We start from the raw sequence: 21,997 nt of genomic DNA on the forward strand, positions 1-21,997 counted from the left end.
GATTAGGTGAGTGGGGCTGATGTGCCCTATACAGAAACGAAAAGCACCCACAGAGGGTGCTTTTTGTTATGGGGAAGGAATGAACTGACCGGGCGGGATCATAGGAGGTTCTGGTAATGTTGGAGGAACGGTTGACTGTACATGAAGAGTCATACCAGCAAAAACCCACTTTGTGCCTATCCATATCGCCGTCAACGTGAGCTGATCCCCATAAGTTAAACGGATAACATCATCTGCGTGAAGTGGAAGATTATGAGATGGATTCGATAAGTCTAGAGAGATGGTATTGATCTCTGCCGTCACGTTCTCATTACCATCATAATACACCTTTCCATATACTGCGCCATTCACCGTTTCCGTACCCAACATCAAAGCTTTAATATGTTTAAATTGATTGTTTAAATTCGTGTCTGCTGTATACATGTCAGACGGAATCAGATTGCCCTGAATCATAAATCTACCGATTTTATCGCTCGAATTGAAATACTGGGTATGGTAAACAGTGCTCGTCACACTACCCTGTAATGACCAGTTCGCTGCAGCAAAATCCCCGGCTACATCGTACTTCGCGATTAATTTATCACCGATAATAAATACTGCTTCTGCTTCAGGTTTAGATGAGTGATCTGGATTTACCGTAATTAAAATCGATATCAAAATGCCTGTAAATCTATCAACAACATAAATGTAATAGTCACCAGAGTTCAACGCGTGTGTACTGTTTCCTCTCCTTAGTGTTAATGTGCTATATTCCTCATTGTCAATCGTAACTGTTCCAAAAACCGGACCTTGTCCGTTTTGCTGTATTCCTACATCATTATTAGAACTAATTGCTATAAAGTTGTTAGAAACCAGTTCTGTTTCTCCCACCCAACGAAAAAGAATAGAGAATTCATCCAAGTTTGAGTTCGTCGTTAATGTTTCATTCTCTGGATGATAGATTCCACGAATATCAACCGGCATAATAAAAGAGCTCCCTGTGGATGTTGCAGGAATTTCACTTCCCGACACTATTAGTTCTTTCATAACAGTTATGTGGTCACCAAAGTGTTCGCCATAAAAAGCATACACAAACAATTTTTCATTTTCTACTAGTGGCCTGTAGTAAGTGAGAGCAGCCCATCCATCCTCTGGATATGAATTGGGGAAAACAGGTAGAACAGGAGTAAACGAAACCTTCACTTCATTCCCATACCGCGAAGTGGCATCCTCACCGTATTGATTCGTCAGTTTATATTTAACTTTAATGGAAGAAGGCGTTCGCTCGTCCCAAGCGGCAGAATCAAGTGCAAACGCCAAGCTAACGACTTGCTCATCTTCAACCACAACATCTTGTGAAATCGTTTGGAACCCACCTGTTTTATTTGATGCAACCACAATCGTATATGTACCATCGGTAAACGCTGCATTCATTACGAGCGTTGCATGTTTATGATCGGAGGAATATTGCACATCGCCGATTGTATTCACCGTATTTTGAACAGTAATTGTCGTAGTAGCTGGATCTACTGCCCCCGAGAAACTAGCCTCTAACGTCTTATAACCACTCGCTATTACATTCATGGTGATATTCTCTGGCGCAGGTGTTGGTGCTGGCGGTGCTGGCGGTATAGGAACACCTCCAAAACCTCCGAAAAATGGCACCGTTGACGGTTTATCGTTCACCGTCGTCGGCATTTTCTCAAACGTTGTTTCTTCTGCCCCCTCTTTAACAGTTGCGTTCTCAATTTTCCCTTGCCCTGTCACATGAATCACTGTATTCACAATGAGTAGCTTTACAGTGCCCTTTTCCTCAAGTGTAATTTGGTTGTCCACGGCATCTTTTGAAACACTGAGTTCAACGATAGAGCCATTCAATAATTGGAATTTAGTACCATCAGAAGCAACTTGTACCTTGTCAAAATCCCCGTCAAGCTTAACTTCCGCTCCCTTCCCTAATTCAGAACTGAGCACGATACCCCCGAATCCAGCTCCATTTACCTGATCCTCTTGGATCGTAACAGATGAGCGTACATCCACCGCTTGAACCGAAGTCGTTCCTGTTGCAACGATTCTCACTTCACCCGTTTTCTTGTCAACAATAATGGAGATAAACGTACTATTCTCAAAATGAATACTATTCGCTCCGCCCCCCTTAATCGTTGTCTGACCGTGCACACTTACGTTCTGTAGGGTCACATCTCCTTCACCAATACCCTCTCCGAGCAATAAATCACCATATATGGTCATATTCCGGAGTGTAACGCCCTGTTGGTTAATACTAACATCCTGATATACGGTTTCCTTGCCCTCTTCTGGGCCATACACACCTTCACTAGAATAGAGCAACGGGCCATTCTTCTTTTGAAAACCAGCCGCGCGATCAAGAGTGACCACCGCCTCCGCACGAGTTACTGTACGCGTTGGGGCAAACGTGCCATTCTCATAACCATCCATAATGTATTTAGCCGCAACAGCAGTGATAGCTTCCTTACTCCATTCTGGTATTTGGGCACCATCAACAAAGGAGGTACTCGCCTCACTATCCTCTAACCCTAAGAGGTCATTCATGACTACAGCTAGTTCCTGACGGGTTAAGACCCCATCAGGCCGTATCGTTCCATCATCATAGCCTTTCAAATAGCCCGCCTCAGCCGCAGCTGCAAGCGGACCATACTGCCAGGCATCGCTCTTAAGATCAGAAAATGTGATACCTTCTTGTGCTGGTGTAATTTTAAACTTACGATTAATTAATGAAGAGATCTCTGCACGAGTAATCACATTATTAGGTCTAAATGACCCGTCATCATAACCCTTAATGAGTCCCTCACTTAACCACCGTTCTATAACCGGCTCTGCCCAATGATTAGTCGTGTCCGTTGTTGTTGCCGCGCTGGCAATCGGAATGAAACTTGACATCAATGTACACACCAGTGTCGTATTCAACATACTTTTTTTAATAAATGAAATCACCTTCAATAAATCCTCCCTCATTTCAATTGCCACATTAGTAATTTTCTATAATTTACTTAAATCCCCTCTTTTTGAGACGACTTAATCATATAAAATTTGTTTATTCTCAACTATCCATAAGAGCCTGACACCTTCATTGATTCAGGCAGAGTATCAGCCAACTTCCGTTCATGCGTGTATTGCGCTATGATTCAATAAATAATCGTTTCATTATCCCAACAACGAGGTGATCCTTATGCAAGTAGAGATTTGGTCAGACTTTGCCTGTCCGTTCTGTTTTATCGGCAAACGCCGCTTCGAGCAAGCCCTAGCGGACTTTGCACATCATGATCACGTTGAAGTTGCCTATCGCAGCTTCGAGCTAGACCGTCGTGCTCCCAAAAGTGTCCCACACGACGTCTACGATATGCTCTCTTCCAAGTACGGCATGAGCCGTCAAGAAGCTATCGTCATGAATGAGAAAATGCGCCAGCAAGCCGTTAGTGAAGGTATCGACTTTCAATTTAGTGGCATCGTACTGACGAACACGTTCGATGCTCATCGTCTACGGCTATTTGCTGAGAATCAGGAGAAAGGTGCCGCAATATCGGAGCTGTTGTTCCTCGCTTATTTCAGTGAGTCCAAAAATATTAGCGATCACAACATCCTTGCAGACATCGCAGAAGCCGCAGGACTTGATCGCGAAGAAGCTTTGTCTGTGCTCGCAAGTGATCAGTTCGCCCAACTGGTGCGTACCGAGGAAGAGAATGGCAGCCGCCTTGGTATCCGCGGCGTTCCGTACTATGTCATCAACGGCAAACATGCGTTGTCCGGGGCCCAGCCAAGCAGTGTTTACTTGAACGCTATGCAGCAAATATGGGATGCCGAGCAACCGCAGCAAACTGTAGAATCAGCAAGCGACGAAGCTTGCTTAGATGGCACTTGTGTCGTCCCGAACAAACCATAAGTATCTCCGCGAACATGCAAAAAAAAGACCTCTTTGAACAATTTCGCTCAAGTGAGGTCTTTTTTCGGTTTCTTATTTGCCTGCTTGACTGCCCGCGTTTTTCTGAATGAGTGATATTTGCCCAGAATGAATGCCCGTGTGATACATCAATCGACCTACAGCTTCAAGCGGCGTGGATGCTCCGATACGGGACTCCACACTCTTCTGCCACGCTTCCTCTGGAAGCTCACGCATGGCATCGATGAGATGCGCGTTCGACTCCGTCAGCAAGTTCACCAATTCTTGCAAATTCGTGAAAGATGGCTTGACTGCGTCAGATTTGCGATTCTCCGGTATACTTTTCCCAAAGAACCATTCTGCGAACATAAACTCCACTTCCGCGTTATGATGCAGCAAAGCGCCGATGGATGAGGAACCCAACTGCAAGCTCAAATCCTGCTCAGGCAATGCTTTTACCGTTTTGTGAAACCGTCCTTGAATCGCTTGCCAGATCGGCAGTACTGTATCAATAGTCATTCGAACCTGATCTCCTTTGCTTTCGTAAATTTCAATATTTAGAGGAGCAGCTCGTTATTTATTAACCGCATCTTTCTTTTTATCAATAACAACATGAGTGAATTTATTCGCTTCCAGATCCAGATCGAATGCCATGCCGAAACCAACGACATAACGACCTTGCAAAGGAGTCATCTCAAACAACGAGAAATCAAGTCCGCGCAGTAAATCTACCATTTTAGCACCGTGATCGGCATTGAATAGTTCGAAAATATCCTCATGTCCCTCATTGCCAATGTTCTCCGAACTACAGCTCCAACGAACTCGCTCTGTTGCAAATTTGTTGTTCGTCTCAGATTCGTCGGCAATAAGGAGCACATCAACAAATTCATTGTTTTCCATATATCGATAATGGTCAGCGATTTGGCTAATATAAATATACAATTTGCCATCTTTTTTAACGAAAGGTGCATAGCTGATAAATGGCTTGCCATCCTCGTCAATTAAGCTCAAGATCAAGTTTTTGCGCTTGGCAATAAACTGCAAGTAATTTTCCTTGTTTTTCTCAACATCGACTGGTTTCTTCTGCATATTGATTCCTCCATTTGAATGGTTGCTTCGTTATGGCTGCTATTTCACGGTACTTAAGAGATGAATTCGAGGCTTCTGCTCCGCCCTAGCGTAATTCACTTCCGCATCCATACGGTACACTTGTCTGATCATCTCTGTCGTCATCACTTGACGCGGTGTGCCGTTCATCGCCTTCTCACCGTCTTGTACAACAACAATACTATCACTGTAACAGGATGCTTGGTTGAGGTCATGTAGAACCATGACGATCGTCATCCCCATCGCCTGGTTAAGCTCACGAACGAGCTCGAGCACTTCATGCTGATGAGAAATATCCAGATACGTTGTCGGTTCGTCTAGCAGCAAAATTTGAGGCCGCTGTGCTAGCGCCATCGCAATCCAGGCCCGCTGTGATTCACCACCGGACAAGGAAGCAACTGTTCGATCCTTATAAGCTATCAGCTTCGTCTTCTCCAAGGCCCACTCGACGATCGCCATGTCCTCTTGGTCTAATTTCTCGAACCATTTTTTGTGCGGATACCTGCCGTACGAGACCAGATCGACCACTGTCATATCGCTGGGTGCTTGGTTTTTCTGACTGAGTATGGTATGCACATCTTGCGCGCAGCTTCTTTGGAACTCAAGGTTTTTATATTTACGCCATCGAGCGTTACCGTTCCCGCATGATAGGGAATAAGCCGTGAAACGGCTTTAAGCAGAGTGGATTTGCCCGAACCATTCGGTCCGATTATCGACAATACCTCACCTTGCTTGACAGAGAAGGAGAAGTTATTAATGACGCTCTTCTGTTCATATCGGATCGAAATCCCATCGACTGTTAACATATTAGAACGTTCTCCTTCTCATCAAATATAGAAAATAGGGTGCGCCAATAACTGCCATTAGAATACCTGCTGGAATATCTAGTGGTGCGAACAAAGTGCGCCCGCCCGTATCTGCAAGCAACAAGACGAGCGCTCCAAGTCCCATACTCATCGGCAGTTGATATTTATAATCAGAGCCAACCATGAGTCTGGCCATATGCGGAATGACGAGTCCTACAAACCCGATCATCCCAATCGCTGCTACGGAAACAGCTGACAAGAAAACGGCCAAAAGGGACAATAAGATGCGAATGCGGTTCGTATTCTCACCCAGATTAGACGCGACTTGGTCTCCAAGACGAATGATATTGGCCTTGCGGATGGTGAAGATCGACAAAATCCAACCCACGATCGCGTAAGGAAAGATCATTGTTAATGCATTATTTCCTTTGGCAGCGAGACTGCCATTCAGCCATTGCACCGCAGAAGGAAGTCGATCACTGTACATGATCGTCAAATATCCGATAACGCCTCCGCACAAAGCATTCACCGCAACACCAGATAGAATAATGGTTATCGGTGTAATACCGCTCCGTCTCCACGCGAGTGAGTACACAATGCCAGCAGCAATTACGCCACCTACAAATGCAGCAATGGGAATAAATTGCGTATACGTCGGTGCTGCGAGCATGATAACAAGCACACAAGCTGCGGCACCGCTGGTGACGCCTGTCAAGCCAGGGTCAGCAAGCGGATTGCCCATAACAGCTTGCAAGAGGGCACCGGAGATGGCAATATTGGCCCCAATAATCAATGCCAGCAAAACTCGAGGCAATCGAATATCCCAAATGATCGTAGCATTCATGGCTTTGGACGGGGAGCCCAAAAGCGTTTTTATAATTTCCGGTATTGAGATCGATACACTGCCTAGACCAATCGCGATGATGGCGACAATCGCTACTAGTATGAACGTCAAGATAACAATCGACTGGTTTCGAGTTCTGCTTATCACTGTGTAACTCCTCGGGTTATTGATAGAAGTAGTTAGAGATTTGAGTCAATGCTTTATCTACATTGGTAATGGATGTTACACCAAAGATGCTGTAATCCAAGATTTGGATCTTGTCATTCTTATAAGCCGAAAGTTGTTTCCATGTTGTATTTTTTTCTACTTCTTTCTTGAACTTATCTACCGTTGCACCATGATCGCCAGAGGCTAGAACAAGTACAATGTCCGGATCAATAGAAACGATCTGTTCCATGTTAATGGCCGAATACGTTGCTGTTACTTTCAACGCAGAAGTGGCAATGTTATCTGCATTTACCTTCTTCGCAAGACTTCCCAAGTAAGACTTTTCACTCATTACCATGAAAGAATCTGCTGTTCCAATCACTAGCATAACCTTCGGTTGTTTCTTGCCTTTTGATTGCTTAATCAACTTATTTTCTTCGTCTAGGATCTTAGCTAGTACTTTGTTCATCTCATCTGTTTTCTTAAAATAAGTGCCCAACACCTTAAAGCTGAGCTTCAAGTCTTCAAATGAATCTGTTCGCAAATAGGATTTATCCAGCTTGATGCTTGCCATGCTTTTATCCAATGTGCTTCTAAGCGATTCCGCGCCAAGAAGCAGGTCTGCTTCCAAGCTAGTGACAACCTCCAGATCTGGCTGCATAGGGGAACCAATGCGTTTAATGCTATCGAATGCTGCAGGAAGCGGATTTGTAGAAGTCGGTACCCCTACAGGTGTAATTCCAAGCAAGTTGAGCATTTCTGCTAACGGTACGGATGTCGTTACAATGCGCGTTGGCACCTTCGCTGGAAATTGACTTAGCGCTTGGATAACTGCCGCAGGATCAACCCCATCATTTGCCAAGCTATATACTTTGTCTGCATCAGCAGCAGCAGGACTAGCTGTAGCTATAGCGGAACTGGATGGACTTGGTGTAGTTGTGCTCGTCGATGAAGCATCCTTCGTCTGTGATGAACACGCTGTCATTACTAATAAACCTGTCAATGCTCGAAGTGAAAGAAACCTTTTCAAAATCAAAACCCCCTGATGTATGTATAATGCAATTGATCTTAATAATCATTATCAATAATAATGATTATCATTATCAAAGTGATTTTATCATATTACTTTCCTACTTTCAATGAGAAAGATTCTTAACAGAACCAAATAGAGCCTGTCACCATACTCTGGTAACAGACTCTACTTGGTTCTTTTTTCTATCGGATTTCGAAGAGTACATGTCTAGATCTGCCGCATGCAGCAAATCATCTAGCGTTTGCGCCTCATTGGGATACATAGCCGAGCCAATCGAAACGCTAATTTCCAAATTAAACTCTTTAGAAGCTAACTTTAATTCGTTCTGGATATGACTGATCATCAGCTCTTTTTTGTACGCATCTGAATGAGTGGAAAGGATCAAAAATTCATCCCCTGCCCAACGAGCGACGATATCCCTTTTTTGTAAATGGAGCATTAATGCGTTCGCAATCCGTTGCAATACCTGATCACCGATTTTATGTCCATGGGAATCATTAATTAATTTGAAATTATCCACGTCGACAAAATATAAAATCAGCTTCTCTTGTTTGCGTTCCACCGAAGAGATGAGCTTGGGAAAGATATCTAGTATGTATCTCCTGTTGTATAGTGTCGTCAGATTATCTTTTTCTGAAAGAAACTTCAGTTTATCGTACTGCGTTCCTAGCACCCAACTTGCAAATAAAATAATAACACCAATCACGGGAAACTGAAGAGCGGGAACATTATAATATAACGTACCATAGGCTCTTACGGCGACGATCATGACTACAACAACCGATATTATAAAGATTCTTCCCGAATAGTTCATCCCACATCACCATCATCCAAATTGTGTCTACGTAAGTCTATAGTGACACACTTGTTCTATACATTACAAGGAATATTTGGTTCATGATTTGTCTTGTTCTGGATTTATATAACTTCAATTTTATGATAAAGTAAGTGTGATCGACATTTTTCTTCAAAATATCCAAAACTCCCAACAGGCAGATGAGGTTCGAAATGGCCCTATACTTAGATATGAAAACCATGCTGCTGACACTTGTCATTGGGCACCTATTTACTGCCGTGTTTATTATCGCCTACTGGCGTCAACATAAGAACGAAAGTACCATAAGATACTTTTTCTATGCCAAATGTATGCAAGCCGCGGCGTGGCTGATTTTAATTGTTCGTGGCGGCCTGTCGGATACGCTTACAATATCTCTTGTGAACTCGGTACTTTTTATCGGTTATACGTTTGAAACCATCTCCGTACTGAAAGTTCAGAATACCCTTAGCAAGCTGACACGTAACCTGTATATCGTTTTGGCAATTACCAATATTGTCGGCTTTCATGGCATCCTTCTTTTTTCCAACGAAGAGAAGTTCAGAATTTCCTTTGTTTCCATTGGTATAGCTGTGGGAGTTCTAGTTCCAGCATACAAAATGATTCAAAGACGGGGCGCATCCACGTTGACCCATGTATTTGGCTATTTTTATCTTATGATCATTGCAGTTCTTCTAGTTAGGGCCGTCTGTGCGTTATTCTTCGATACATTGATGAGCTATTATCATATCAACGGCAATCAAACCATGATGCTACTAGCCCAATATTTCGTTATGATTGCTGGAAATGCGGGATTCATTCTCTTGATGAAGGAACAAACCGATCAAGCCCTGCTTCGACTGGCCAGTTATGACGATTTGACGGGTACATTGAACCGCAGGACGTTCATCTCTCGCACTAATCAATACATTGCCGCTTATGCGAAGAAAAAGAAACCGATTACGCTGCTGCTTTTTGATATAGATACTTTCAAATCAGTTAATGATACGTTCGGTCATGACGTGGGAGATCGGGTGCTTGTTGATCTCACAACACGAATGAAGCAACAGTTGGGCCCAGATGATCTATTCGCTAGATATGGCGGGGACGAATTTGCCATTATCCTGCCTGGCATCGATGAAACGGAGTCCTCGCGTTACGCTGAACAGCTTAGACAAGCCGCGGAGGAATCGCACATCCCTGGATTACCTCTCTCCTATACAATTAGTTTGGGTGTTCTCACGATCATCCCTAATGAAGAGACACATCTTGAAGAGCTTTACTCCACTTGTGACAAAGCCCTCTATCGCGCCAAAAGAAACGGTCGAAACGGTGTGTGTCGAGGAAATGTGGACAAACAAGCTGTGCATGCTTAGGAGAAATTCATATAACTGAACATAGTTTTGAAATGAGGCTGTCGCTCTTGCGGCAGCTTTTTGTGTTGGGCAAAAAGACGTCCACCAGCTCGCGACTGCCTGACCGCTGTTTGTGACAAACTATCAAACACTTCCCTTTTTGATCAAATAGACGACAATTTTCCTGATACTTTTCAAACCATTCTTGTTAATTTAATCCTAAGCACAAATACCCCTGACAGAGAGTAGGTAGATAGGAATGATTTCTCTGAATAATACGCCCATGTATCTAGCACAATTCGCAAAGTTAATCCAAATGGATGAACATCGGCTATTTCGTATATGCTCGGGTATGGAGGAAAATGGGTATAGATTTAACCGGAACGAACACGGAAACATCGATCTGTCGGAGCATGATATTACGGTCGTGTTGAGCTTTTGTTGGTAATGAAAACTAGAAAGAACCCGCTCCATGAGCGGGTTCCCAAGTCACTTCTTGTACATGTATCTCCCTAACACATTTATTCTTCCATTACTTTGTATTCGCAAGCTCGTTCATCTTTTCCTGTGATTCCTTGTATATACGTACAAGAGATTGAACCTTGTCAAATTCAGAATCACCCGGACCGTAATTATCCATAAACATTTTTTTTAACAGACCCGCGTAGAAGGTAACTCTCTGCTCAATCAAATCATGTTCGATTTGGATAATCTCCTCAATGGAATGATTCCCAATAAATTCTTCTTCCGTTTCCTGAGCCGGATCTTTCCACTGACCTCCCCTGCGCTCGGCAGGATTGGCCCCCTCCGGCTCTCTCGATGGTTCTAAATCTATAGTTGTTCTTATGCTCGACATCGCAATATTTTGTTTCGCAAGCATGATTTGAAAATATTTATTTTTAAATAGATCCAGAACGACAAGTCTGCATAACTCGCGATTCTTGAGGAGAATTCCATCAAACGGATGGATCGTCCAGTAACCATTCTTGAGAAATAGATTTAACTTGAAAAGTTCGCTGCCATAGATGTATTCCATGTTAAAATTTGAATCCGAAATGAGTTCAAAAGAGAATTCTAACATCGTTGCAACCTCCTGAAACAATAAGCTTGGGGAACTCCGCCGCGGTCATTTATTTGCTTCCTACAATCCATCTTAATCCCCAGTCAAATGCCTTATCCATTTCGGGATGCCCCTGATAATGCCGGACAATTCGTTCAATACTGAACGTCTCATCCTTTACATTTTGAATCAAAGCAATGGCACACATCGGGAGATCGTTGTCGTGCTCATCCAGTTTAACAATGATATCTGGACCGCCATTTTGTTTAATCGTTACAATGCCATCAGCCTCGGACCATCTCGAAACACCCTCATAGATGAATGTGAAAATAAGGATACGCCTGAAATCTCTAAGCTTGCTTCCATTAATTCGAATATTCTCACCCGTTTTAACAGAACCTGTCCGATCATCCCCATCAAGAGTGATATAGGGTTCGCGTGTAAGCGATCCGAATGACTCACCTAGTGCCTGAATGACGCCTTTTCTGCCATCCTTGAGTTCATAGAGACAAGCTAAATCAAGATCGATTCCGCTAGGTGATTCCCCCCAGAAGCTTCGCTTGCTTGCTGTTTGTTGATTCCAATTTAGGTTGACTAAGATTTCCCCCAGATCTCCTGACTTCTTCTCGAGGTTGATCTTCTCGCCCTTTTTCGTTAATTCAATTTTTGCAAAATTAATTTTTGGAAGCTTTTCCTGTTGCGGTTCATGTGGATCGATTTCTTGCGCTCTTACCGTTGGCGGCGGATCGTTTCTCACCACAATACCGTAGCTCTCACACAGAGCCTTCAGCCCTCCGGCGTATCCAGCACCGATGGCGCCAAACTTCCACTCGCCGTTGTATCTATATAATTCTCCTGCAACAATTGCCGATTCGATGGAGAAATGATTTCCTAAGTCATAACGAAGTATTTCTTGCCCTGATGCTTGATTCACGAAACGGATATAGATGTTACTGACCATGCTAAAATTCTGACGCCTTGCTTCACTTTCATAGATCGTTAGCGTAAAAGCGATTTTATCAACGGCAGGTAGAACTCGATTGAGCTCTATCTGAAGTTCCCTTTCATTGGCCTGCTTCTCTTTGTAGGTCATAAAGCTATTGCTCGGGTTCCCGTAAAAGATCAGATCTTCATCACTGCGAACCTTACCGTTCTGCGCAAGCAAAAAGGCCGAAGTATCGAGCTCTATATGATTTGGAGCATGCCAACCGATAAAGACAATCAAATTGGAAAGCGTGGTATGTACTTTCGTTATATCCACCTTTTGTCCTTTGATAACAGCACCGACGGTCATGTTGACTTCACCCTTCTTTGTAAAAGATGTAAACATGAGGGTGGCAACCAGCAGGCAACCACCCTGTATAAGCCAACTTTTAGCTCAAACCGTAATTCGTAACTAGCGCAGCCAAACCGCCTGAGAAACCACTGCCTACAGCTTGGAATTTCCAATCACCGCCATAACGATAAAACTCACAGAAGACGACCGCTGTTTCAACGGAAAAATCTTCACCCAAATCATAGCGAAGAATCTCATTCTTAGTAGCTTCATTTACGACCCTTACGAATGCATGGCTAACCTGTCCAAAATTTTGAGCACGTTGATTTCCATCGTGAATCGTAACCGTAATGCCAATCCGACTGATCGATGGTGGGACTTTGGCAAAATCAATGATGATTTGTTCATCATCCCCATCTCCCTCACCCGTACGATTGTCACCGGTATGAACAACAGCGCCATCATAGGCTTTGAGGTTATTATAAAAAACGAAATCTGCTGCTGATTTGGCTTTACCATCTTCATGAAGGAGAAACGCAGATGCATCGAGATCGAAGTCTCCACCGCCATTATATCTATTGGTATCCCAGCCAAGTCCTACAATTATTTTCGTTAGACCTGGGTTGGTTTTGGTTAGGTCAATGCGTTGACCTTTGGATAAATCAATCGACATGGTTATCTCACCTTTCAGATAAAATAATGGACATTGACTCATTACCTGATTTATCGTAGTTGTAATTGTCACACATCAAGTATATATGGTTGTCTACATAAATCGCAATAATTCGTCACCCAAAATTTCCCTTGGGGCAGTATACATCACTTCTCTTTCAATATGCTTTTTATATACATGGGCAATACAAAAGAAGCCTGGAATGTTTCCGGATCGATATACTTCGTATCCTGCCACTGCAAACGATTTAAATCTGCCTGAAGAGGGTCCCACTTTTTCGAAGCAATCACGAAGCTCCATATTCCACCAGGGAACGTAGGGATAGAACATAAATAGGGTTGTACAATTGGAAACAGCTTGTTCAAGCTGCGAACCGTATTCCTAAAAATATGCTGGTTATAATAGGGTGAGCCTGATTGAAAGACAACAATGCCATCATCTGTCAGACTATCGTATACATATTGGTAAAATTGTTGTTTATACAGACTGGTGGCTGGTCCATAGGGATCAGACCTATCTATAAGAAGGACATCGAAACTCTTTTTCTGTTCTTGAATCCACTTATACCCGTCCCTATATATCATACGAATACACGCTTCCCGCTCATGGGTGCCCTCTTTGGTCATCCATGAGCGGCATACGTCAACAACTCTCTGATCAATTTCCACTACGTCGATCTGTTCCACACTTTTATACTTCAGCGCTTCTCGGGAAGGGCCACAATCTCCCCCACCGATCATGGCCACTTTTCTAGGTTCGTAATGAGTCGTCATAGCAATGTGCGTGATCATTTCATTATAAATAAAACCATCTTTGGTTGTGACCTGAGGAGTTCCATCGAGAACAAGCATACGACCGAAACCTTTTGTATCCACGATGCTTATTTCTTGAAAAGGTGATTGTTCGTAATAGAGCAGCGCTTCAACTTTATAGCCGACTTCCATCTCAAGTTCTGGTATATCGTCCCATAGCCACAGATCCTCATTCGTTTCTTTGTAATAGCCAGTTAATGAATTCTTTTGGTTCGTCACACGCTCGCCCCCCCGTTCGGCCATTGTGAAACTCTATCTAGTAATAGCCCGTCAGATCCGTTATTTTCGCCTGTAACGAAGTCTTTCATATAATAAGACAGGTATTTGCCATAGCTGCTGTCGGTTTTAGACAACAGTTCATCAACAAAATAGATACCCTTAGGAATCTCATCAAGCAGCAGTGTAGATATTGCCCCATAGATGCCGCATGCTACTTGGAAATAGGTGGCGTTCGTCTTGAACTCGGCAAATATGCTTTGATTACTCATGACGTTGTACATAAATCGTTCCTTATCTTTATACACGAGAAGCACACCTACCAAATCCTCCCCATCCAGTTCAGCCTCTGCAGGGTCCAACACCTTATGATTCCAATTCCAAAGAGCGTCAGCATTACCGAGATTGGAACGGAGTAATTCCGTTGTAACGTCATTCACCCGATATATAAAGCCTGTCTCCATGTCATATGCTTTTCCTAACGTAATGACCTCTTCATGTGGCATCAAACAACCATAAAACTGTTTGTTTCCGAGAGATACCTTAAACGCCAGCTCATACACATCGTTATAAAGAAATATAGGCATATTTTGCTTCATAAACATCGGATAATTTAATAGGGCTTCATCTAAGAAGCATTCGGGAGACCATGTGGAATAAATTGTTTTTTTCTGAACTAGCGCTCGATCAGCGTAAAATGAATTATCCTGCTCAACGATATAGCAGCCTAGCGGGGTTTCACCGGGTGCTTGCTTCATCATGTCCAAAGCCATCCACTGCACAACGCCTGGATTCATACCGGATCCGATAATCGCTTTCATATTCGTGAAGCGTCCTCTATTTTCTTGGAATATGCGGTATCTTTCCAACAATGTAAATCCTTCAAGCTCTTCGTTTTCGTCCACCATTCTATTTTCTAAAGCAGTATTTATATACGGAATGCCTAGTTCATTACAACACTCCAGCATCTCGACGGTATCTGCCCAAGATATGTCGATGACAAGCGTTGTCTTCGTACGGGTTAAATGCTGTCGAAACATTTTCAGATTACCCAAATCAAATTGATGTAGCGTAATGGCATGGCTTAAATGGGGGAGAAATAATTCGTAATAGGTCATGTCCTTTTGTTTCTGATCGATTAAATGAATGTCGCAGTGGCTAATAAACGGATGGATGGGATCACCGACATCCTGAAATGATTTATTTAATACGGCCAGAACGGATTTAGCCACTCCACCGGCGCTACCAAGAATACTAATGGTTAATTCCTCATTGTCCACATCTATTCATCTCCTATTCACCCAAAATACACCTTAATAACGTCACTTACGGTATCCAGTAAGTCCCCCTCTCCTTCTAATCTCGTAGTTATCATTCATAGAATATGTAATTTATTAATAATTTGACAGTGTCAGCTATCTTGTAAGGATAATTATTCTGATAGGAGATTGGAGAACAAGCACATTCTCAAAAGAAAAAGCACCCTCTCGGGTGCTTTTTCACTACTTTCATACGATGGATGTAACTATTAAAGGACAGCTCCATGTAGTTTTAGCAAGGCAGCTAATTCTTTGAATCCATATTCTTGGGCATAACTCAACGCCGTATTTCCCCTTTTATCACGGATATTAGGATCTGCTTTCGCATCCAGCAAGGATTGTACACACGTATAACGCCCATTGTATGTAGCTACGATTAAAGGGGTTTCTCCACCTTCGTAGCACGTAAAGGTCGGCTTTGCGCCATTTTCAAGCAATATCTTGAGCATACGATCATATCCGTGCATACAAACGGCAGAAAGAACCGATCTTCCCGATATAAATCGAATATTAGGATCTGCTTCGCGCTGAAGCAAAAACTCTACTGCCGCTATCTTATTATGATAAGCAGCCCAGAATAAGGCCGTGTTCCCATCGGAGTTCGTTAAATTAACCTGTGCTTTAGCGGAAAGTAAGGTTTGCATCATTTCAATCTTTCCTTGGCTAGCTGCGATGGATAGAGGTGATTCGTTATTCTTGATCCGATTAGGATTTGCTCCAATCGCAAGCAATAGCCGTACCTTACCCTGGTTACCCTCACGAACAGACTTGTTAAGCATGCCGGACAGCACGCCTTGATATTTGTTCAATGGGTTCAACGAGCTAATTCCTCTACGATGGCCAAATAAACGGCTTGAAAATTGTTTATGCGTATTTCTAGCGACTCTAGTAAAACGTTTATTTAAATTTAAACAAATGACTGCGGTTCCTGCGGGCAAAATCTTTTCTTCGCCTATCTTATTCTCAACACTACCATAGTATGCTTTCTTATTACCCAATAACGGCCTTTTCACTTTGAGTATAAGGACATATTGATTCTTCTCAGGAAAATATTCTACCTTCTTCCGAACCAAATAAGCCTCCTTAATAACAGGATAAAGTTGAAGCTCCTTCTTTATCCTTATGACTAACTGCTCGGGCACGTCATGAGGGATAAAAGTATCTTTAACATGAATACGTGCTCGCTCCGCATTCGCTCGACTTACTTGTTCAGCGTAATGCTGACCATATGCAACATATTCTTTCACTTTATCCTCTTTACCCAGCTTTGAATAATAGACAATCAATTGTCGACAACTAGCGAATGTGAGTTCATGATCCAATTCCATCGCTTTCTTCAAGGATTCAACGCCAACAGGATGCTGTTCCTCTTCACTCGTAATGAGAATGGCAGCCCCCATTTCAGCATAGGCCGGAGCAAAATCAGGATGACGCTGAATGAGATATTGGTATATAGGCAAAGCATCCGCATCCCCATATAGCTCATTCGTCATTTGTGCGATTTCCCATACTTGATTGAGCGTCATGTCATCCCTGTTATCTGATTGTACACGCGCGAGATGCTCTCTCATTTTCCGATAGGCATGGAACCTTTCTGACCATGTCCTTCTCACATTCGTTTTCCATTGTTGGCTGAGTTGGTCCGTCAGAGCGTTTAATCCATCCCCCAACAGGCCTTCAGCCGCAGAAATCCCACTCACCACAGGCGGTTCAGCTTGCTGGCCAATAGAACGCAGACGATCCTTCAATGAGGGATGCGTGTCGACGTAACCAGTTTCTATTTGAAGAACTTCATTCAGCCATATCCTTACGTCTGCTTTATTCTGTGGTTCACGGAAAAAGCGATGCATCTCCTGATAGACCGATGGCGGTTCTTCTTGTTCGATGGCACGTTTATTCATTGAAGTCCAAAAATAGTTATCTAAATTTCGATTCTGAATGGAGATATTTACTAGGGCATCTGTCATCGCCGCTGGACTTGTTAATCTAGCTGCAAAGCGATCCGCTTCATACTCATTCTCTCTAGCCAACACAAAGGTATAGGCATTTAATTTGGGTGCATACCATCGAATAAAAGAGTTAAATAAGAAGCTCCACCCTTGCTTCTTCTCCGAGAATTGTTCCATTAACTGATTCCATGTTTTGCGTACACGATAGATCCAGCCATGAAATTTGGAATGGGAACGAGATAAATGCCCGAGTTCATGGGCAAGCACCGCACGAAATTGTTCCCGGGACAGCGCCTGCATAAGCGGCAGACCGATTATCAGGTAGTTCTTATGCCAACCCAACAGGCCTAGACGCGGAATTTGAACAACAGACGCATTAAACTCATTCGTCAGCAATACCTTATGGATCTTGATGCTCTTGGATATCTGATTCAATAATTTCACTTCTTGAATGAACAGCGGGGTATTACGCTCCGTCATGACAATCCCCTCAGGCGCATGGAATTTGACTTTGAGCGAACGCAAAATCATCCAAATCACTGCAAACAAAGGAATTCCTAACTTGATTAGTAGCAAGGGACTTTTCACAAGCACTGCAAGCAGTAATAAAGACAATACGGCCAGTAACCCCATAATAACCATAATATAGACGAATCCAAGTCCTACGAGAGAAAATACTTTAAGCAGATATAACCTTGGTGCTTTCTTCGCGTCTTCTTCCAATCTTTTAACTAGACTCTCGAATTGCTCTCGTGACAAACTTAACACATCCTCACTGGAAATCAGGACTACTAGGAGAACTCCGTTCTCTTCCTGTACATGAATTATCTGTATATAAATTCTTTTTTCGACATTTTATCTTAAAATCCTTTTAAATAGGGAATAGGTGGAAAGTGTCTGTAGGCACGGTTTTGATATCACCCTAGTAACTCCCGTGTTACTATAAGACGTAACAAAGTGATTAAGCAAGCGCATGAATTATCCTTACGCATTCAAGATCCAGTCGGTATCGCTAAATACAAAGTCAACATGTCCGTTGTCCATTATCAGCAAGGTTCGCTGCAACTTGCTTTACAATTATGTTTGGAAGCGAAAGCATTCTTCGACGAGCAGGAAGTCGAGCAGCATGTAGACGAATTATGCAGATGTTATTTATTATCAAGGAAAATCTACTGGGATCTCGGCTCTCGTGACAGAGGCATCGACTATTTAACCAAAGCGTATGATCTAGCCAAAACCAATCATTTAACATCAAGTCACTGTACTTTTTGCTGATATTGTGGGATTTACCGTTTATGCTCAGAATTGCCGCCTACGCAATTGGTACAATTTCTAAATCGTGTGTTCCTCCTGTTTGATGAGATCATTTCCCGATACCAATTAGAGAAAATTAAGACCATCGGAGATGCTTATATGGTTGTTGGCGGCCTTCCTTACCTTACCCTTCCGTTACCCAAACGAAGCGCATCGCTGATCTGGCTCTAGAAATGATAGATGCCTTTCAAACAATCTCGTTAGGAATGTCCCATTCCGTAGGCATTCGTATCGGCATTCACCGTGGAACAGCCATCGCAGGTGTAAAAAGGTCAAGTAAGTTTTCTTATGACATTTGGGGAGACACCGTCAATTTGGCAAGCCGCATGGAATCTAATGGGGAAAGCGGAGCTATCCACGTGACCGAAGCGATCTATCATGAACTCAAGGATAGCTATTCCTTTACACATCGCGGGCAGATTGATATCAAGGGGAAGGGCGAAATGAGCACTTATTTTTTGGTGGGGAGACATCCTAATTAAAGTTGTATGAGTTATAATAGAAATAGAAACGAGCTTTTAATAGAAGATGAAGTTAACTTCGCTTGTTCAAGAGGGGAAAGTAAAGAAGATCAAGAGGTTTAACTATCCATATTTTTGAAAATGGTTTTTCTTTTCCGCTTAAACTTAACAGGGGTTTTCACACTTAACAGTCTTGATCTTTGATAGACACCTAGGCGAGGCCTATACAAAATATTAGCCATTTCATCCAGAGTTAACTCGAGACTGTAATTCCGTATGAATTCATCTTCAAAATCCGTATATGGTGAACGCTTATTATTCAGAGGTGTTCTTTGATATAGTTCTTGATCGAATGCAATCTTTAGAAGTTCACCTAGATCCAAAGCCGTAATTTCTGTCATTTCGTCATGCTTAAGTTTGCCCCAATTTTCTCTAATAAACTTAATTTTATCCATATATTCACCTTTGCCAATTTATCACATCTTAGAAAGAGTATATCACAACGTTATTAAATACAGTAAATTAATAGCCTAAGAATAGCCTAGGTTCACACTATTAAACCAACCATACGAGCTAAACCAGATATAGAAGGAGTATAAGAACTTTATGACTCAATCCACCTACGGGAAACAAATCAGGGATTTAAGAAGTGCCATACAAATGAGTCAAGCCAAACTAGCAAAAGCAACGGGTATCACACAATCCATCATTTCTGCTTGGGAACTCGACAAAAACCAACCAACCGAAGAACAATTTAAGTTAATAAAAGAAATCATCGAAGAAACTGAATATAGAGTTAATCAAGGAGAATTGCGATTAAACGAGAAAACATTTGTCCATAAGATGGGTGCATCCAAGAAGAAAGTTCCACAAATAACTAACCCTGATACTTATACACAACTATTCTCCAAAGTAGTAAACCGTCAACCAGCAAGCGAAGAAAATGCTAATTATCTAGCTAGCTTAAAGGAATTAGAGCCATATGTGACAGCAACCGAAGAAGCTATTACTACTAAACCTAAAGCTATCGCGCTCTTTGCTGGATGTGGTGGGTTATCATTAGGGTTTAAAGCAGCAGGGTTTAATGTGGTGGGTCATGTCGAAATTAATGACCATGCCCGCAACGTGTATCAAGCAAATTTCCAAAACAGTACCTGTTTAGGGACTGATGTTACATTAATTACAAACGAAGAAATTAAACAATGGAAAGAAACTTTTGGGCATGTTCATGTACTATTTGGAGGTCCGCCATGCCAAGGCTTTAGCCTCGCAGGTAAACGGGATCCGGATGATGCTAGAAACGAATTATTTAATGATTATTTAAGAATCGCGCAAATTCTTGAACCGGATTTGTTAGTTTTCGAAAACGTGCGATTAATGACTTCAATGAAAGATACCAATGGTGCCCTTTTCATTGATCGATTTGTTGAAAATCTAGAAGAAATAGGTTTCAATGTCTCTTACGAAGAATTGAATGCACAACATTATGGGGTTCCACAGTCTCGCGAACGAGTCATTCTCATCGCTGTTAATAAACATACTGGCATTCAAACATTTGAACATCCAATAGCAACTCATCAAAACACGCAGCAGCGCGCCTTATTTTCAGAAACGAAGAGCCTTGTCACATTTAAAGACGCTGTAGCAGACCTTGAAGAACTTGAGTCTGGTGAAGCTTCCAAAGACGATCCACTACATTTTGCCATCGAGCATCCTAACCATGTAATCACATGGCTCAAAGCTACTCCTGAAGGTTACAGTGCACATGACAATGAAGACCCCGCTTTGAGACCACCGAGTGGTTATAATACAACTTATAAAAGAATTAACTGGGATGAACCTTGCTCTACCATTAGTACGAATTTCAACATGATCTCAGGATGCAGAAATGTTCATCCTTCAAATACACGATCTTTTACAATACGCGAAGCAACAAGATGTCAATCATTTCCAGATAATTTCATTTTCTTTGGAAATTGGACAGAAGTGAGACGTATGCTTGGAAATGCAGTCCCCCCATTGTTTGCGAAAGCTATTGCACAACACGTTTCTAGCCACATTCTTCAAAAGCAAATACTTTGTCTTAAATGAATACGAGCGGATTGTGAACCGCCCCTTTGAAACTGTACAATCCCAAACCGCGGAGCTAAATGAGCTAAATGCTCATTAGGATCTCCCTTATTGCTCCATGACAACTTTCCCCCTATTTTCGACCCCATGTTCTCGTTTTATTTATTTCCATCTTCATTTCTGCTGCTTTCTCGAGATCGATGTCCAGTTTATTCGCAAGATCGCAGATATTCCAAATAACATCATATAATTCCAAGCCTAAATCCTTTTTAACATCAGCAATATTCTCTGCCTGAGGATGATAGGAGATCTTCAGAACTTCCTTCATAACTTCACCAACCTCAGTTACTAGGAATAATGCCCTTTGTTCAATCGATGATTTATCGAAGCCCCTGGCTTTACTGAAATTTTCAACGTCTTTCTGTAACTCGGCTAAATGCATAGGATCCCCTCACGTTTATCGTATATTTATTGGCTTTATTCGTTGATACAGCTAGTTTCCACAGCCCTACCAACGTATCCAAAATTGTTAGGATTGTCAACGATAACCTATAAGAACCTAACACTTCATTTAGGGTAAAAGAAAAGCGCCCGCAAAGGGCGCAAATTTATAACATTTATTGTTTCTTCATTGTTTCATTGTTTCATTGTTTGATTTGGATTTGTACGTCATAGTTTTTTTATCTTTACTCAAATCAAAGGATACCGTAATTGGCGAGCGGCAGCAAGGCAGATACACAAAAATACTTTATCGAGAGACTTTTTAAAGTGTCTACTCGATAGGGTACAGTTTACGCGGCACCGGGCTCTAGCAGCGCTCTCGTCGTTGGGTGCTTTTTCTTTGTT

Annotated in this window: 21 protein-coding genes and 1 pseudogene; 6 read left to right on the forward strand and 16 right to left on the reverse strand. The window is 42.4% G+C overall.

All coding sequences use genetic code 11. The features are described 5' to 3' along the window. Nucleotides 1-66: 66 nt before the first annotated feature. Nucleotides 67-2,952, reverse strand: coding sequence for an S-layer homology domain-containing protein (locus AC58PQ_RS20380; RefSeq protein WP_497244726.1), 2,886 nt, complete (start codon nt 2,950-2,952; stop codon nt 67-69). Between the two features lie 235 nt (nt 2,953-3,187). On the opposite strand from AC58PQ_RS20380, the gene AC58PQ_RS20385 reads away from it, so the two are divergent. Then, the gene (locus AC58PQ_RS20385) at nt 3,188-3,898 is read left to right on the forward strand and encodes a DsbA family oxidoreductase (protein ID WP_497244728.1); all 711 of its coding nucleotides are present in this window, start codon (nt 3,188-3,190) and stop codon (nt 3,896-3,898) included. Nucleotides 3,899-3,970: 72 nt separating this feature from the next. Here AC58PQ_RS20385 and AC58PQ_RS20390 read toward each other — a convergent pair whose 3' ends face one another. From AC58PQ_RS20390 to AC58PQ_RS20420, 7 genes are all read right to left on the reverse strand, one after another. Next, nucleotides 3,971-4,414 (reverse strand): DinB family protein, encoded by a 444-nt coding sequence (locus AC58PQ_RS20390; protein WP_497244730.1) that lies wholly within the window; start codon nt 4,412-4,414, stop codon nt 3,971-3,973. A 54-nt stretch (nt 4,415-4,468) separates the two neighbouring features. Further along, nucleotides 4,469-4,984 carry a HugZ family pyridoxamine 5'-phosphate oxidase gene (locus AC58PQ_RS20395; protein ID WP_497244732.1) on the reverse strand — a complete coding sequence of 172 codons (516 nt, stop codon included), beginning with the start codon at nt 4,982-4,984 and terminating at the stop codon, nt 4,469-4,471. Between the two features lie 39 nt (nt 4,985-5,023). Then, nucleotides 5,024-5,578: an ABC transporter ATP-binding protein gene (locus AC58PQ_RS20400; RefSeq protein ID WP_497244734.1), complete on the reverse strand. Its 555-nt coding sequence runs from the start codon at nt 5,576-5,578 to the stop codon at nt 5,024-5,026. After that, entirely contained in the window at nt 5,533-5,808 is a 276-nt protein-coding gene (locus AC58PQ_RS20405; protein WP_497244736.1) for an ATP-binding cassette domain-containing protein, read from the reverse strand. Before AC58PQ_RS20405 ends, AC58PQ_RS20400 begins: the two co-directional genes overlap by 46 nt. 1 nt (nt 5,809) lies before the next feature. Beyond that, a complete protein-coding gene (locus AC58PQ_RS20410; RefSeq protein WP_497244738.1) occupies nt 5,810-6,799 on the reverse strand; it encodes a FecCD family ABC transporter permease in 990 nt (329 codons plus the stop codon). Between the two features lie 16 nt (nt 6,800-6,815). Continuing rightward, the gene (locus tag AC58PQ_RS20415) at nt 6,816-7,829 is read right to left on the reverse strand and encodes an ABC transporter substrate-binding protein (protein WP_497244740.1); all 1,014 of its coding nucleotides are present in this window, start codon (nt 7,827-7,829) and stop codon (nt 6,816-6,818) included. A gap of 145 nt (nt 7,830-7,974) precedes the next feature. Continuing rightward, entirely contained in the window at nt 7,975-8,646 is a 672-nt protein-coding gene (locus tag AC58PQ_RS20420; RefSeq protein WP_497244742.1) for a GGDEF domain-containing protein, read from the reverse strand. Nucleotides 8,647-8,840: 194 nt separating this feature from the next. On the opposite strand from AC58PQ_RS20420, the gene AC58PQ_RS20425 reads away from it, so the two are divergent. Beyond that, complete coding sequence (locus tag AC58PQ_RS20425) at nt 8,841-10,022, forward strand: GGDEF domain-containing protein (protein WP_497244744.1); 1,182 nt, start codon at nt 8,841-8,843, stop codon at nt 10,020-10,022. 511 nt (nt 10,023-10,533) lie between these two features. On the opposite strand, the gene AC58PQ_RS20430 is transcribed toward AC58PQ_RS20425, so the two are convergent. The 6 genes from AC58PQ_RS20430 to AC58PQ_RS20455 form a co-directional block, all read right to left on the reverse strand. Beyond that, nucleotides 10,534-11,082: a hypothetical protein gene (locus AC58PQ_RS20430; RefSeq protein ID WP_497244746.1), complete on the reverse strand. Its 549-nt coding sequence runs from the start codon at nt 11,080-11,082 to the stop codon at nt 10,534-10,536. Nucleotides 11,083-11,131: 49 nt separating this feature from the next. After that, complete coding sequence (locus AC58PQ_RS20435) at nt 11,132-12,391, reverse strand: TerD family protein (RefSeq protein WP_497244748.1); 1,260 nt, start codon at nt 12,389-12,391, stop codon at nt 11,132-11,134. Nucleotides 12,392-12,434: 43 nt separating this feature from the next. Beyond that, complete coding sequence (locus AC58PQ_RS20440) at nt 12,435-13,010, reverse strand: TerD family protein (RefSeq protein ID WP_497244750.1); 576 nt, start codon at nt 13,008-13,010, stop codon at nt 12,435-12,437. A gap of 146 nt (nt 13,011-13,156) precedes the next feature. Then, nucleotides 13,157-14,041: a polyamine aminopropyltransferase gene (gene speE / locus AC58PQ_RS20445; protein ID WP_497244752.1), complete on the reverse strand. Its 885-nt coding sequence runs from the start codon at nt 14,039-14,041 to the stop codon at nt 13,157-13,159. Continuing rightward, entirely contained in the window at nt 14,038-15,318 is a 1,281-nt protein-coding gene (locus tag AC58PQ_RS20450; protein WP_497244754.1) for a Rossmann-fold NAD(P)-binding domain-containing protein, read from the reverse strand. Before AC58PQ_RS20450 ends, speE begins: the two co-directional genes overlap by 4 nt. A 248-nt stretch (nt 15,319-15,566) precedes the next feature. Continuing rightward, nucleotides 15,567-18,065: an ankyrin repeat domain-containing protein gene (locus AC58PQ_RS20455; RefSeq protein ID WP_497244756.1), complete on the reverse strand. Its 2,499-nt coding sequence runs from the start codon at nt 18,063-18,065 to the stop codon at nt 15,567-15,569. A 198-nt stretch (nt 18,066-18,263) separates the two neighbouring features. Between AC58PQ_RS20455 and AC58PQ_RS20460 the strand changes: the two genes are divergently transcribed. The 3 genes and pseudogenes from AC58PQ_RS20460 to AC58PQ_RS20470 all read left to right on the forward strand — a co-directional run. Further along, nucleotides 18,264-18,581 carry a hypothetical protein gene (locus AC58PQ_RS20460; RefSeq protein ID WP_497244758.1) on the forward strand — a complete coding sequence of 106 codons (318 nt, stop codon included), beginning with the start codon at nt 18,264-18,266 and terminating at the stop codon, nt 18,579-18,581. A 9-nt stretch (nt 18,582-18,590) separates the two neighbouring features. Next, nucleotides 18,591-18,791: an adenylate/guanylate cyclase domain-containing protein gene (locus AC58PQ_RS20465; protein WP_497244852.1), complete on the forward strand. Its 201-nt coding sequence runs from the start codon at nt 18,591-18,593 to the stop codon at nt 18,789-18,791. After that, nucleotides 18,758-19,102, forward strand: a pseudogene (locus tag AC58PQ_RS20470) (adenylate/guanylate cyclase domain-containing protein); the annotation flags it as partial. The gene AC58PQ_RS20465 and the pseudogene AC58PQ_RS20470, both read left to right, overlap by 34 nt. Before the next feature lie 98 nt (nt 19,103-19,200). Here AC58PQ_RS20470 and AC58PQ_RS20475 read toward each other — a convergent pair. After that, nucleotides 19,201-19,536: a hypothetical protein gene (locus AC58PQ_RS20475; RefSeq protein ID WP_497244760.1), complete on the reverse strand. Its 336-nt coding sequence runs from the start codon at nt 19,534-19,536 to the stop codon at nt 19,201-19,203. Nucleotides 19,537-19,687: 151 nt separating this feature from the next. Between AC58PQ_RS20475 and dcm the strand changes: the two genes are divergently transcribed. Further along, on the forward strand, nt 19,688-21,172 hold the full coding sequence (gene dcm, locus AC58PQ_RS20480) for a DNA (cytosine-5-)-methyltransferase (RefSeq protein WP_497244762.1): 1,485 nt from the start codon (nt 19,688-19,690) through the stop codon (nt 21,170-21,172). A gap of 112 nt (nt 21,173-21,284) precedes the next feature. On the opposite strand, the gene AC58PQ_RS20485 is transcribed toward dcm, so the two are convergent. Next, complete coding sequence (locus tag AC58PQ_RS20485) at nt 21,285-21,593, reverse strand: MazG nucleotide pyrophosphohydrolase domain-containing protein (protein WP_497244764.1); 309 nt, start codon at nt 21,591-21,593, stop codon at nt 21,285-21,287. Between the last annotated feature and the right edge of the window lie 404 nt (nt 21,594-21,997).

This window comes from Paenibacillus sp. J22P143 (assembly GCF_059692035.1).

Excerpts from the sequence above, each read along its gene's own strand:
- dcm (WP_497244762.1), top strand. The coding sequence starts at position 19,688 with ATGACTCAATCCACCTACGGGAAACAAATCAGGGATTTAAGAAGTGCC.
- AC58PQ_RS20435 (WP_497244748.1), bottom strand. The coding sequence starts at position 12,391 with ATGTTTACATCTTTTACAAAGAAGGGTGAAGTCAACATGACCGTCGGT.
- AC58PQ_RS20420 (WP_497244742.1), bottom strand. The coding sequence starts at position 8,646 with ATGAACTATTCGGGAAGAATCTTTATAATATCGGTTGTTGTAGTCATG.
- AC58PQ_RS20385 (WP_497244728.1), top strand. The coding sequence starts at position 3,188 with ATGCAAGTAGAGATTTGGTCAGACTTTGCCTGTCCGTTCTGTTTTATC.
- AC58PQ_RS20475 (WP_497244760.1), bottom strand. The coding sequence starts at position 19,536 with ATGGATAAAATTAAGTTTATTAGAGAAAATTGGGGCAAACTTAAGCAT.
- AC58PQ_RS20430 (WP_497244746.1), bottom strand. The coding sequence starts at position 11,082 with ATGTTAGAATTCTCTTTTGAACTCATTTCGGATTCAAATTTTAACATG.
- AC58PQ_RS20425 (WP_497244744.1), top strand. The coding sequence starts at position 8,841 with ATGGCCCTATACTTAGATATGAAAACCATGCTGCTGACACTTGTCATT.
- AC58PQ_RS20440 (WP_497244750.1), bottom strand. The coding sequence starts at position 13,010 with ATGTCGATTGATTTATCCAAAGGTCAACGCATTGACCTAACCAAAACC.
- AC58PQ_RS20390 (WP_497244730.1), bottom strand. The coding sequence starts at position 4,414 with ATGACTATTGATACAGTACTGCCGATCTGGCAAGCGATTCAAGGACGG.
- AC58PQ_RS20405 (WP_497244736.1), bottom strand. The coding sequence starts at position 5,808 with ATGTTAACAGTCGATGGGATTTCGATCCGATATGAACAGAAGAGCGTC.
- AC58PQ_RS20485 (WP_497244764.1), bottom strand. The coding sequence starts at position 21,593 with ATGCATTTAGCCGAGTTACAGAAAGACGTTGAAAATTTCAGTAAAGCC.
- AC58PQ_RS20395 (WP_497244732.1), bottom strand. The coding sequence starts at position 4,984 with ATGCAGAAGAAACCAGTCGATGTTGAGAAAAACAAGGAAAATTACTTG.